General features: G+C 39.1%; 13 protein-coding genes and 2 pseudogenes. 9 read left to right on the plus strand and 6 right to left on the minus strand.

Going from position 1 to position 13,499, the window contains the following annotated elements; translation table 11 throughout:
* The 4 genes and pseudogenes from ACESM9_RS03785 to ACESM9_RS03800 all read right to left on the minus strand — a co-directional run.
* Positions 1 to 240: pseudogene (locus tag ACESM9_RS03785) on the minus strand (reverse transcriptase domain-containing protein); the annotation flags it as partial.
* Between the two features lie 203 nt (positions 241 to 443).
* Positions 444 to 1,670, minus strand: a complete 1,227-nt coding sequence (locus ACESM9_RS03790) for a dicarboxylate/amino acid:cation symporter (protein WP_372995438.1) — start codon at positions 1,668 to 1,670, stop codon at positions 444 to 446.
* A 44-nt stretch (positions 1,671 to 1,714) separates the two neighbouring features.
* Positions 1,715 to 2,275 (minus strand): FumA C-terminus/TtdB family hydratase beta subunit, encoded by a 561-nt coding sequence (locus ACESM9_RS03795; RefSeq protein WP_372995440.1) that lies wholly within the window; start codon positions 2,273 to 2,275, stop codon positions 1,715 to 1,717.
* Between the two features lie 44 nt (positions 2,276 to 2,319).
* The gene (locus ACESM9_RS03800; protein ID WP_372995442.1) at positions 2,320 to 3,165 is read right to left on the minus strand and encodes a fumarate hydratase; all 846 of its coding nucleotides are present in this window, start codon (positions 3,163 to 3,165) and stop codon (positions 2,320 to 2,322) included.
* Positions 3,166 to 3,308: 143 nt separating this feature from the next.
* Between ACESM9_RS03800 and ACESM9_RS03805 the strand changes: the two genes are divergently transcribed.
* Complete coding sequence (locus ACESM9_RS03805) at positions 3,309 to 4,238, plus strand: LysR family transcriptional regulator (RefSeq protein ID WP_372995443.1); 930 nt, start codon at positions 3,309 to 3,311, stop codon at positions 4,236 to 4,238.
* Between the two features lie 311 nt (positions 4,239 to 4,549).
* On the opposite strand, the gene ACESM9_RS03810 is transcribed toward ACESM9_RS03805, so the two are convergent.
* A complete protein-coding gene (locus ACESM9_RS03810; protein ID WP_372995444.1) occupies positions 4,550 to 4,768 on the minus strand; it encodes a group II intron maturase-specific domain-containing protein in 219 nt (72 codons plus the stop codon).
* A 335-nt stretch (positions 4,769 to 5,103) separates the two neighbouring features.
* Positions 5,104 to 5,801 (minus strand): annotated as a pseudogene (locus ACESM9_RS03815) (group II intron maturase-specific domain-containing protein); the annotation flags it as partial.
* An 84-nt stretch (positions 5,802 to 5,885) separates the two neighbouring features.
* Here ACESM9_RS03815 and ACESM9_RS03820 point away from each other — a divergent pair.
* From ACESM9_RS03820 to ACESM9_RS03855, 8 genes are all read left to right on the plus strand, one after another.
* Entirely contained in the window at positions 5,886 to 6,071 is a 186-nt protein-coding gene (locus ACESM9_RS03820) for a hypothetical protein (protein WP_372995446.1), read from the plus strand.
* 258 nt (positions 6,072 to 6,329) lie between these two features.
* Positions 6,330 to 7,208, plus strand: a complete 879-nt coding sequence (locus ACESM9_RS03825) for a DMT family transporter (protein ID WP_372995448.1) — start codon at positions 6,330 to 6,332, stop codon at positions 7,206 to 7,208.
* A 373-nt stretch (positions 7,209 to 7,581) separates the two neighbouring features.
* A complete protein-coding gene (locus ACESM9_RS03830; RefSeq protein WP_372995450.1) occupies positions 7,582 to 8,721 on the plus strand; it encodes an acyl-CoA dehydrogenase in 1,140 nt (379 codons plus the stop codon).
* Positions 8,722 to 8,737: 16 nt separating this feature from the next.
* Positions 8,738 to 9,526, plus strand: coding sequence for an electron transfer flavoprotein subunit beta (locus ACESM9_RS03835; RefSeq protein ID WP_372995452.1), 789 nt, complete (start codon positions 8,738 to 8,740; stop codon positions 9,524 to 9,526).
* Positions 9,527 to 9,540: 14 nt separating this feature from the next.
* Complete coding sequence (locus ACESM9_RS03840) at positions 9,541 to 10,743, plus strand: FAD-binding protein (RefSeq protein ID WP_372995454.1); 1,203 nt, start codon at positions 9,541 to 9,543, stop codon at positions 10,741 to 10,743.
* 13 nt (positions 10,744 to 10,756) lie between these two features.
* Positions 10,757 to 11,533, plus strand: coding sequence for a short-chain-enoyl-CoA hydratase (locus ACESM9_RS03845; RefSeq protein WP_372995456.1), 777 nt, complete (start codon positions 10,757 to 10,759; stop codon positions 11,531 to 11,533).
* Between the two features lie 14 nt (positions 11,534 to 11,547).
* The gene (locus ACESM9_RS03850; protein WP_372995458.1) at positions 11,548 to 12,384 is read left to right on the plus strand and encodes a 3-hydroxybutyryl-CoA dehydrogenase; all 837 of its coding nucleotides are present in this window, start codon (positions 11,548 to 11,550) and stop codon (positions 12,382 to 12,384) included.
* Positions 12,385 to 12,450: 66 nt separating this feature from the next.
* Positions 12,451 to 13,482: a homoserine dehydrogenase gene (locus tag ACESM9_RS03855; protein ID WP_372995460.1), complete on the plus strand. Its 1,032-nt coding sequence runs from the start codon at positions 12,451 to 12,453 to the stop codon at positions 13,480 to 13,482.
* Positions 13,483 to 13,499 lie beyond the last annotated feature (17 nt).

Below are 13,499 nucleotides of genomic sequence, written 5' to 3' on the forward strand. Positions count from 1 at the left end.
TCTTCTCCATGGTCTGTCTACTGCACTTTTTTCTTTATTTACCTTGAACTTGAGTTTATCCTCCAAGTACTTTGTTATGCTTTTCATAACTCTTTCTCCAGCTTTTCTGCTTCTGACGTATATATTACAGTCATCCGCATATCGACAGAACTTATGTCCCCTTCTCTCAAGCTCCTTGTCTAGTTCATTGAGCATGATATTTCCAAGTAGTGGTCTGATTGGGCTTACTTGTGGACACCCTTATCTTAGGCTTACGGTTGGCGCTATCAACCCCTGTATCGGACTTTCACCGATAAGCTTGCACCCATGCTGGGCGCACCAGAAAAAACTGAAACCTAGGTAAGTTTCAGTTTTTTCTGGTGCAAGTTGATAGGGTATTCCATCCTCTTTTACAATTCCCATTATTTCCGCTTATTTCCACGGGAGCCCATATGGGCTTTATTTTAAACTGTCTCGGTCCTATCGGTTTTAAGGGTTTTTTCAGACTTAGCAACAATAACGGCTGTAGCAACGTCACCTACAATATTAGGTACAACTCTTCCCATGTTTAAAATTCGGTCTATACCTGCTAGTAAGGCTAAACCTTCCATGGGCAGTTTGGCAGCGCTTAGAACAATTGTCAGCATAACCAAACCAGAACCGGGAATTCCAGCTGTACCTATAGCTGCTAGAGTAGCAGTTATCATAACCATCACTTGGTCTGTAAAGGTAAGGTCAATTCCAAAGATTTGTGCCGTAAAGATTACTGCAACTGCTTGATAGATAGCAGTTCCATTCATATTGACAACTGCTCCCAGTGGAATAACGAAATTGGCAGTATCATCGTCAATACCCAATCTCTTGGCAGCCCTTAAATTCACCGGTATATTAGCCACACTAGAGCATGTAGCAAATACGAATGCCATAGGTTCCTTCATCTCTTTTAGGAATTTAATTGGTGATATGCCGCCAAATACACCTGTCACTACCCCTGCTTGAACAAGGACTAGATAGAGGATGCATGCAATATATAGGGCAATTATTGCCTTTGCATAAGGAATTAAAATCTCTAAACCAATATTACCAACAACATTTGCCATCAATCCAAAGACACCAATAGGTGTAAATTCAAGAACTATTGAAGTAAGTTCCGTTATGACCTCTTGGCCTAGTTTGAAAAAGTCAAATAATTTTTGACCCTTGTCACCCATTTTTATAATGGCAAAGCCTAGTAATAAAGCAAAGAATATAATCTGTAATAATTCACTATTAGATAATGCCTTGAAGATATTGTCTGGTACGATATTTACTATCGTATCTGTTATTGAAGCATCTGCACTTGCTGTAGTTGTTTCAGAGGGCAGTTCAATAGTTACCCCTGAACCGATATTCATTAAATTAGCTATAACAAGACCTACTAGAATGGCAAGCAAAGTAGTTACTAGGAAGATTGACACTGTCTTTACACTGATTCTTCCAAGCTTTTTACCATCTCCCATATTAGCTATAGCAACTACGATTACACAAAATACTAAAGGTGCTACCACCATTTTTAGCATATTTGTTAAGATAGTTCCTAAGAATGCAAACATGGAAGCCTTTTCTTTTAATATTAGACCAGCAATAATACCTAAAGAAAAACCAATCATTATCTTAGTAAATAAACCTATTTTCTTTTTGGATTTATTCATCCCCATCAGACCACCTTTCCCTTAAAGTTATTAGAATAAATTGCCTACTCAATCCTATATTTTTTAACTTGCTCTTCTTGGAATACCCTACCCTTGCTGTCTATTCCTACGATTAGTCTCATATTTTCCACATATAATCTTTTGATAGATTCTGTACCTAAATCCTCATAGGCTACAACATCACATTTCTTAATTTGATTTGCTATCATTGCTGATGCTCCGCCGATACTTAGGAAGTATACCATCCCATATTCCTTACAAAGATCTGTCACATAATCAGCACGCTCTCCTTTTCCTATCATGCCCAGAATTCCTAATTTTGCTGTCAATTCAACGTATTTATCCATTCTGGCGCTTGTGGTAGGTGCTGCTGAACCTATGACTTTCCCTGGCTTTGCAGGTGTTGGCCCTACATAAAATATTATTTGATTTTCAAGGTCAATTGGTTGAGGCCTATTGTTCTCATAATTTTCCTTCAACCTTCTATGGGCTGCATCCCTAGCTGTGTAAATGTAACCGGTCAGTTCAACTACGTCGCCAATATTTAGTTTTATAATGTCCTCCCTTGTTAGTGGTGTAGTCAGTTTTATAACTTTGTTCTCCATATTTTTGACCCCCATTATTATAAAGTTCTGAAGTAATTTGATGTTTATAATTCCGCTGATGCTTGACGAACTGAATGGCACTGTAAGTTTACAGCCACTGGCAAGGATGTAATATGGCAAGGATAAGATTCAATATGCACATCAAAGGCAGTCATTCTTCCACCCATACCTAATGGCCCAATGCCGGATTTGTTGATTTCCTCTAATAGCTCTTCTTCTAATTTTGCATAGAGTGGGTTTGGATTACGGCTTCCTATGGGTCTCAGTAAGGCTTTTTTAGCTAGTAAGGTGGTCATATCCATGGTTCCACCTATACCTACACCTACTACTACAGGTGGACACGCCTTCCCCCCTGCCTTTAATACAGAATCAATGATGTATTTTTTTACCCCTTCGATACCATCAGCTGGAACTAAGTTTGTAAAGGTTCCCATGTTTTCACTACCGCCCCCTTTAGGCATAACAGTAATCTTTACCTTATCTCCTGGAACGATTTCCGTATGGAGTACACAGGGTGTGTTGTCGTTAGTATTAACTCTTTCTATAGGATCAGCTAAAACAGATTTTCTCAAGTAGCCTTCAATGTATCCTTTTCTTACTCCTTCATTTACTGCTTCTACCAATGGTCTTCCCTTCCAAGATACCTGCTCACCAATCTCCATCATAACCACAGCCATCCCTGTGTCGTGGCAAACAGGCATTTCTTCCTTTGATGCAAGCTCTGCATTATCTAGCAATAGTTTTAGCGTATCTTTTCCGTATGGAGACTCTTCACTTTCATAGGCATCCTTTAAGGCTTGGATAACGTTTTCATTTAGGTGATAACAAGCATCCATAGAAAGTTTAGCAATTACTTGTATTAATTCTTCTGTATCAATGATTCTAGTCATAGCAACTACTCCTTCGCTCTGAATTTTTTAAAAATTTTTATTTTACAATTTCATTATAAAACGGTATACTATAAATGTATAATATATAAAATTTATTTTTCTATATATTATTTTTATAGATTTAAAGATATGGGTGGTCAGATATGGAGCCTGTTTATGAATATGTCTATGCCGTTAAAACCCTGAGATCCTTTACGGAAGCTTCAAAACATCTAAATATAACTCAACCTGCCTTGAGTATCGCCATTAAAAAACTAGAAGATAAAATCGGTCATCCCATTTTCGATCGGGATGCTAAACCTATCGCTTTAACACCGGCTGGTGAAATCCTATTTTCATTTATTGAAGATCTTATCCTGCTAGAGGCCAATACCAGGGCAGCCTTGGAAGAGTTAGACAATTGGAAGGTGGGCAATATCATCATAGGAGCTACTCAATATTTCACAGCCTTTATTCTACCTAAATATATCTCAAAATTCGCCGAAAGCCATCCAAAGGCTAGGATAACCATTATTGAGCGCAGTGCTGCCCAGTTGCCAGAACTCCTTGAAAACAATGAGATTAACCTTATTTTCAGCCTAGAGCAATTCAATCTTGAAAAATATGCCCTCCATAAGGGAATTACTGACTATGTCTTTATTTCAATACCAAAGGACTTTATTAAAAATGACAGTCTCAGAAAATATGCTTTGACTAGAGAAGAGATAATCTCTACTAAATATGAGGATTTAAAAGCTATTCCATCCCTAAATGATTTAAGTAAAATACCCTTTGTAATATTACGGCCTGGGAATAATCTACATTATCGAACTATGATGCTGTTTCAATTGGAAGGCATAATGCCGCCTATTAAAATGATGTTAGACCAACTGACTACTTCCCATTACATTTCCAGATTCAGCTTTGCTGCCACATTAACTACCGATAGATTGATTAAGCAGATTCATGATGATGGTAACCTATTATATCTTAAATTCGACCATCCTTTGATGATAAGGAACTTCAATATAGTTGTAAAGAATAACTGCTTTAAGTCTAAAGTTCTACTTGATTTTATCGATATGTTTCAATAGAAAGGTTAAAGCTATTGCCCATAGCAGGAGCAATCGAGTAGGTGGTAGATGATTATTTCATCTACCGACCTCTCAGTCGAGTAGCCAAGAGGAGTTTCAACCCAAGGCTTTCACAGAACCGTACGTGAACCTCTCGATTCATACTTCTTATTATTTACGCATCTCATAATTTCATTAGAGAGCCCAGTGTGCAAACATTTTAGTTTCTCTATTTCTTACTTGTTGTAGCTATTCTTCACACCTGCGCCGATGTCCACGAAAGTGTTTGCATCTGCACACTACACATTTTACAAGCCATTGCTGTACAAAATTTAACGTGTTAACGTGCGCTTCATTGCTGAACGATTATATTTTCCAAAGTAATTAATCCATCTTCTCAGGATTGGATTCAATTCTTCTGCTATTATCTCTAACCTACTTTCTGCTTTCTTGTGTATTTCCTCAACTCTAAGCTTGTTTTTCAGCGTCTGTTCAGCTTTTTTGCTCACCGATGCAATGAAATTCAAAATTAAAGCCTGTTCTATGCTCATGCCGTCTTAATGCCGGATGCCAAGCAGACAGTTTCAGGATATACCTCTACTCTCATCCCTATCCAGTGGTGGAAAGTAGGTTTTGACATCGTTTTACGCTATCGACACCTCAACAACGGTTTGCTTTTGCTCATCTTCATAGAACACACATGCTTATTTCGTATTGACTTTTCCTCCATCGCTTACTACCACAGCTTTTGTCTGCAAAAGCAGAAGGTTGTTTGATAGGTACGCCTGACCGTTCTCTATCGTAGGGTCTTTCTCCATCTTCAATGCAGTTTTCGCAGCACACCACCACCGTACGTACCGTTCGGTATACGGCGGTTTAATAAGATTTAATGTACTAGCTTATACCTTTTATAGATACTTGTATATCCTATCTTTTCAAGATATGCATTCATTAGAGCTGTACTTAGAATTGGACTATTGAAAATCCTCCAATAGCTTTTCCTAGTATTAGCGTATTGCCATGCTTTCTCTTTCGAAGCTCCAAATTTTTAAGATTATAATACTTGGTCTTTATCTTCTTCCACTGTTTCCAAAAGCACATCCTTATTCTTCGCCTTATCCACTCGTCCAGTGATTTCACTAATCTAACCATGTTTGCTATTCTAAAATAGTTTGTCCAATCTATTATGAGTTGACGAAGTTTCAATAGCCTATATTCCATACTCCATCCATTATTTCTTTTAGTAATTTCCTTTATTTTAGCTTTGAACTTAGCAACAGATTTTTCATATACTTTTATTCCTGTTTTTTCATTCAGTTGGTAGAATGTGAATCCTAGAAATTTTCATCTCCATGGTCTGTCTACTGCATTTTTCTCTTTGTTTACTTTGAGCTTGAGTTTATCCTCCAAGTACTTTGATATGCTTTTCATAACTCTTTCTCCCGCTTTTCTGCTCTTTACATATATATTACAGTCATCCGCATATCGGCAGAATTTATGTCCCCTTCTCTCCAGTTCCTTGTCTAGTTCTGTAAGCATGATATTTCCAAGTAGTGGTCTGATTGGGCTTACTTGTGGATACCCTTATCTTAGGCTAACGGTTGGTGCTATCAACCCTCGTATCGGACTTTCACCGACTAGCTTACGCCCATGCTTGGCGCACATCGTATGGGTAGCATGGATGGTGCCCAAGCCTTCCAGGGCATGGAGGCCCTTTGGGAGGCGTTAGATTTTTCTTATGATATGAGCTTTAGAGTTATCAAAATCAATACTCATGTGAACTGCACATATGCTTATTATAATTCGCTATACTATCGAAGCAGTTCTATTAAGTACCCTATAGGAATACCCTGATTACTCGTAGCCCGTGGCACGTGACAGGACGGAATAGGAATACCATAGGCTCGCAGCCTACATATTAGTGTCTTTTAGTGTTCTGAAGAAAAAAACCCTCCATGATAATCCGTGGTTTGTGCCGTGTAAATCCGTGTTCTCCAAAAAGACCCCAGAGTAATACCCTAATTCTAGCAACCAGAGACCAGCGACTAGCGACTAGTGACTGATTAATGATATAATAATTCTAAAGCTACTAGAAAAGAATGGAGAATAAACATGAGCCAACAGCCTAAAAGCCCCATAAATCCATATTTTGCACTGATTCTATCGGTGCTTTCCGTTTCTACATCGTCTATATTCGTGAGGTTTTCCGATGCACCAGCTATGATAATATCAGCCTACAGGATGCTGTTTACCCTGCTCCTTATGACTCCTGTGGCACTGGTAAAGCATAAGGAGGAACTGGCTCAAATTACAAAACGAGACGGCCTGTATGCCATTGTAAGTGGACTTTTCCTTGCATTGCATTTTGCCACCTGGATAACGTCCCTTAAGCTGACAACTGTTGCTGCTTCTACAGTTTTGGTGCAGATGTCTCCCATATTTGTTGTAGCCGGCTCCTTTGTATTTTTCAAAGAGACTATCAATAAAGCTGCTTTGATTGGTGTTATTATTGCAATAGCTGGAAGTGTTTTAGTAGGCATACTGGATTTCAGAATAGGAGGTACTGCCTTGGCAGGAGACTTTCTGGCACTAGCGGGAGCTTTTTTTGTGGCAGGTTACTTGCTCATAGGAAGAGAATTAAGAAAGAGGATAAATCTTTTACCTTATACATTTATCGTTTACGGAAGCTGTACTGTGTTTCTGATTGCAGGATGTATGCTTATGGGAATACCCTTATATCCTTACTCTCCAAAAAACTATGCAATATTTTTAGCTTTGGCTTTCTTTTGCACCATATTGGGACATACAGTATTCAATTGGGCATTAAAGTATCTACCGGCTTATGCGGTATCCATATGCAGTTTGTTTGAACCGGTGGGTGCCACATTTTTGGCGTTTTTACTTTTGGGAGAAATACCAGGGCTTCTACAATTATGTGGTCAGCTTGTTGTGTTAATAGGCTTATATATATTCATTGCAAAAGGTAATTAAAATGAATTGACATAATATTATTTTAAGAAAAAATGAAATTTAACCCACCTGTTTGATACAAATAATATTGTAAAAAACTTAACAAATAGTCAATATAGGAAAAGAACTGATGCCATAAATTCGGCGTTAGTTCTTTTTGATTTTTCATTTTCTTAATATATTCCCAATTATTGCAATTCAATGGTAAACACATATTGATAAGATTCATATTTTGTAATACGGAGACTGTAGATTTAAAGCCATGGGAGAGCAATAAAAATCTATATTGCAAAAAAACCTATAGTTTGGCATAAAAATTGCTAAAAATTTAACAATAAATACTCTATTTTTTCTTTATGATACACAATACTCAAATTGTTAGGAGGGTATAAATATGAATTTTAATCTGACTAAAGAGCAGGAAATGGTCAGAAAGCTCATGAGGGAATTTGCAGAAAACGAGGTTAAGCCTATAGCTGCAGATGTTGATGAAGAGGCAAGATTTCCCAGAGAAACAGTGGAGAAAATGGCCAGATATTCAATGATGGGAATACCATTTCCAAAAGAACTTGGAGGAGCTGGTGGCGATACCTTATCCTATATAATCGCCGTAGAAGAATTGTCCAGAGTTTGCGCAACAACAGGAGTTATACTTTCGGCTCACACATCTTTAGGTGCACATCCCATATATCAATATGGAACAGAAGAACAGAAGGAAAAATACCTAAAACCTCTTGCGGAAGGAAAATATCTAGGCGCCTTCGGACTTACCGAGCCCAATGCAGGTACTGATGCAGCTGGTCAACAGACAATGGCTGTATTAAAGGGAGACCATTATGTATTAAACGGAAGCAAGGTTTTCATCACAAATGGTGGAGAGGCTGATATATATATTATTTTTGCAATGACAGATAAGTTAAAGGGAACCAGAGGTATTAGTGCTTTTATAGTAGAAAAGGATTATCCCGGTTTTTCCATTGGAAAAGTTGAAAATAAAATGGGTATAAGAGGCTCCAGCACTTCAGAGCTTATTTTTGAAGACTGCCTGGTACCAAAGGAAAATTTATTGGGCCAGGAAGGCAAGGGCTTTGGAATTGCCATGCAGACATTGGATGGAGGCAGAATAGGTATTGCAGCTCAGGCATTAGGTATAGCTCAAGGTGCATTGGATGAATGTACTAAATATATGAAAGAAAGAAAACAATTCGGTAAGCCTTTGGCAGCTTTCCAGGGTCTCCAGTGGATGTATGCAGATATGGCTACCAAGGTAGAGGCTGCAAGACTCTTAGTATATAGAGCAGCTATGAAGAAGGATGAGAAAAAACCATACTCTGCTGATGCAGCTATGGCAAAACTCTTTGCTGCAGAAACAGCTATGGAGGTAACCACCAATGCAGTCCAGATTCATGGTGGATATGGATACATTAAGGATTATCCAATTGAAAGAATGATGAGAGATGCAAAGATAACTGAAATATATGAAGGTACTTCACAGGTGCAGAAGATGGTAATATCTGCAAATTTGCTTAAGTAGATGGAGGTGCGATGAAATGAAGATAATTGTTTGTATAAAACAAGTTCCGGACACCAATGAGGTTAGAATAGACCCAAAAACCGGCACCCTTATTAGAGAAGGCGTTCCCAGCATTATAAACCATGACGATAAAAACGCTTTGGAAGAAGTATTAAAACTAAAGGATAAATATGAGGATGTCCATGTAACAGTATTGACCATGGGGCCACCTCAAGCTGATGTGGCTTTGAGAGAAGCTCTTGCCATGGGTGCAGACAGAGCCATATTGTTATCTGACAGAGCCTTTGCAGGATCGGATACTTGGGCTACTGCCAAGACACTCACTGCAGCAGTAAAGAAAATTGGAGACTACGATCTTATTTTCTGCGGAAGACAGGCTATAGACGGAGATACAGCTCAGGTTGGACCTCAGTTGGCCGAGGATTTGGGAATTCCTCAAATCACATATGTTACTCATTTAGAGGTAAATGGCAGAGAGGTAAAAGCTCACAGAGCTTTGGAGGATGGTTATGAAGTTCTCACTACCAAGATGCCATGCCTGTTGACAGCCATTAAAGAATTAAATGAACCTAGATATCCAAGTGTTAGAGGCATATTTGAAGCCTATAGGGAAAAACAAGTTGAAGTCTGGAGTGCAAAGGATATTGAGATAAATCTTAATGAAACTGGGCTTAACAGCTCTCCTACCAATGTAAGACAAACCTTTACACCAAGTCCAAAGGGACAGGGGATGATTCTGGAAGGAAATGGACGAGATACGGTTCAAGAACTGCTTTTCAAACTCGGTGAAAAGCATTTAATATAGAGGAGGCGAATAGGATGAGCGTTACAATATTAATAGAAAAATGCAGAGGCTGCAGATTATGCTTAAAAGCTTGCCCCTTTGATGCTATAAAGATGGAAGACGGCAAAGCCGTTATAAATTATGATAAATGTACCAACTGCGGAGCTTGCGAAGCCTCCTGCAGATTCGAAGCTATATTGGTTGAGAGGGAAGAGAAAGAGGAAGTAAAGGATTTATCTGCTTATAAAGGTGTCTGGGTATTTGCAGAGCAAAGACAGGGTAAACTAATGTTTACATCTCTTGAGTTGTTAGGAGAAGGAAGAAAGCTTGCTGACAAACTTGGAGTAGAGTTATCTGCTTTGCTTTTAGGCAGTGAAGTTGATGGCATTTGTGAAGAACTTATCCATTATGGAGCAGATAAAGTAATATATGCTGACCACAAACTATTGCAAAATTATACCACTGACGGTTATACTAAAGTTATAACTGATCTTATCAATGAGAAAAAACCAGAAATAGTAATAGTAGGAGCTACTAATATAGGAAGAGATTTGGCTCCCAGGATTGCGGCAAGGCTTAATACAGGTTTGACTGCTGACTGCACGAAGCTTGATATTGATGAAGAGCAGAAGATTCTCCTTCAGACCCGACCTGCCTTTGGAGGAAATATTATGGCAACCATTGTTACTCCAAAGCATAGGCCACAAATGGCTACCGTAAGACCCGGAGTTATGAAGAAGATGGAAAAGGATGAAAACAGAAAAGGCATCGTGGAAAAAGTCGATGTGAAGCTTCATGACGAGGATATAAAGGTTAAAGTAGAAGAAATAGTGAAATCTGCAAAACAGATTGTAAATCTTGTAGAGGCTCAATATATAGTTTCTGGAGGAAGGGGATTGGGAGGACCAGAAGGCTTCAAGCTCATGAAGGAATTGGCAGACGCATTAGGCGGAGTTGTCGGTTCATCTCGTGCTGCTGTTGATTCAGGATGGATTTCCCATGACCATCAGGTAGGTCAGACTGGTAAGACTGTAAGACCTAAGGTATATATAGCCTGCGGTATTTCGGGAGCAATACAGCACTTGGCAGGAATGCAAAACAGCGATTGCATAATAGCTATCAATAAGAATCCTGATGCACCCATTTTCTCAGTTGCAGACTACGGAATTGTGGGAGATCTGTATAAAGTAGTTCCTATGCTCATTGAAGAGGTGAAAAAGCTCAAAGAACAAAAATAAAGGAGGGTCCTCTATGGAGTATAAGCATCTGACATTGACTCAGGATGGTAATGTAGGCATTTTAACCATTAGCAGACCAAAAGCCTTAAACGCTCTCAACAGATCAGTGTTGCAGGAACTGGATGCTGCACTTGACGAATTGGAAAAGAAAGAAGATGTATATGTGATAGTTCTTACAGGAGAAGGCAAAGCTTTTGTTGCAGGTGCAGATATAGCAGAAATGAAAGATATGACTCCAAAAGAGGCTAGAGAATTTGGAGAAATGGGTTCCAGAGTTTTCAGAAAGCTGGAGATAATGACTAAACCTGTTATTGCAGCTGTCAACGGATATGCTCTGGGAGGGGGCTGTGAGCTTGCTATGGCATGTGATATAATTATTGCTGGAGAGCAGGCTAAATTTGGTCAACCGGAGGTAGGCTTAGGGATAACACCGGGATTTGGTGGTACACAACGATTGCCTAGAATAGTTGGGACAAAGATTGCCAAGGAACTTATATTTACAGGGGCAACTATAGGGGCCCAGGAAGCCCAGAGGATTGGGCTTGTAAATAAAGTAGTACCGCCTAACACTTCTTTACAGGCCGCCATAGAAATGGGTAAGACAATAGCCTCTAAAGGACAAGTGGCTGTTAGAAATGCAAAGGCTGCCATTGATCGAGGCATTGAAACAGATATTGACAATGGTGTGGCTATAGAAAACGAAAGATTTGCCGCATGCTTTGAAAGTGTTGACCAAAAAGAAGGCATGACAGCATTTATAGAAAAAAGAAAGCCTAATTTTAAAAATTAATGGAGGTGTGTCAGATGAAAGTATTTGTATTGGGATCCGGCACCATGGGTACAGGAATAGTTCAGACCTTTGCCCAGGCAGGCATCGAAGTAACTATGAGAGAAAGAACTCCTGGAAAAGGCATGAATAAAATCGTTAAAGCCTTGGATAAATTAGTACAAAAAGGTAAGATGGCAGAAGAAGAGAAAAACCGTATATTAGGAAACATTAAATCTGCACAGGAACTTGAAGCAGCTAAGGATGCAGACCTGGTGATAGAGGCTGCCGTAGAAGAACTCCATCTGAAAAAGGAACTTTTCGCTGAGTTGGATAAGATATGCAAACCTGAAGCTATTTTAGCCACAAATACTTCATCATTATCTATAACTGAGATAGCTAGTGCAACAAGCAGGCCTGACAAGGTAATAGGCATGCACTTTTTCAACCCGGTTCCATTGATGAAGCTTGTAGAAGTTATAAAGGGAATAGCTACATCTCAGGAAACAAGAGATAAGATATTTGAGATATCTGAAAAGGTGGGCAAAAAGCCTGTAGAAGTAGAAGAAGCTCCTGGTTTTGTGGTTAACAGAATACTTATCCCCATGATAAATGAAGCAGTAGGAATACTGGCAGAAGGTGTGGCTAAGGCTGAAGATATAGATGAGGCAATGAAGCTTGGTGCGAACCATCCTATGGGACCGTTGGCTTTGGCAGATTTGATAGGAAATGATGTTTGCCTTGCTATAATGGAAGTATTATATACTGAATTTGGCGATTCTAAATACAGGCCACATCCCCTCCTCAGAAAAATGGTAAGAGGAAATCTTCTTGGAAGAAAGACTGGCAAGGGATTCTACGATTATAATAAGTAGAAGCATATACATAGTGAGCCACCGGGGACCGTCCCCGGTGGTTCATTTTAAAAGGGAGGTGTATAGATGAATATTGCTCTGATTGGCTGTGGAGGAGTAGGCAAAGCTTTCATAAAGCTGTTGCAAGAAAAAGAGGGGCCACTGATGAATCAAGGCCTTAATATATCACTAAAGTATGTTATAGGAAGCAAAGGCGGCATATATAACCCCCAAGGAATAGATAAGGAAGATATACTGAACTTTATGGCATCAGAAAAGGATATAACAAAATACCCCAAAGGTGGAGCTCATAAGCTATCTATTGATGATATTATAGATAATAAAGACGTGGATATGCTTATAGAGCTTACTCCCACTGATAAGGAAACCGGCGAGCCTGGTATGACTCATATTACGAAGGCTTTGGATAATGGTATTAATGTGGTTACAGGCAATAAAGGCCCTATAATGCTAGCCTATAGAAAATTAAAAGCTATTGCAAAGGCTAATGGTGCTCAATTAGCTATTGGCTGCACCACAGGAGGAGCATTGCCTTCCATCAATGCAGGAATTATGGATTTGGCAGGTTCTAGAATACTTTCAATAGAGGGTGTATTGAACGGTACTACCAATTTCATTATTCAGGAAATGGAGACAAAGGGTATAGGCTATGAGGAAGCATTAAGAACAGCTCAAAACATTGGCATAGCAGAGGCAGACCCATCCCTGGATGTGGAAGGATGGGATACAGCTATGAAGATGCTTATACTCGTCAATGTATTAATGGAAGAAGATAAAACTTTGAAAGATATTAAGGTATCAGGAATAACGGCAATGACCCAGGAAGACATAAAGAAGGCAGCAACAGATGGTAAGAAGCTGAAGCTTATTGGAAAGGCAGTTAAAAATGAAGAAGGACTTGAGATGTGTGTTTCACTAGAAGAGATTTCTCCTGATCACCCACTCTATGGAGTTGATGGTAAAAATAAAGGGGTCAGATATGTATCTGATGCTCTTGGAGACTTGACTATAATAGGAGGTGCTTCAGGGACAAGAGCAGCGGCAGCTTCTATACTTCGAGATGTTATAAATATATATAGAGGTTATAGGTTTGTCTAGACTTGTGACCTTTTTCT

Origin of the sequence: Lutispora sp., assembly GCF_041687175.1 — a bacterium.
Lineage (GTDB): Bacteria > Bacillota > Clostridia > Lutisporales > Lutisporaceae > Lutispora.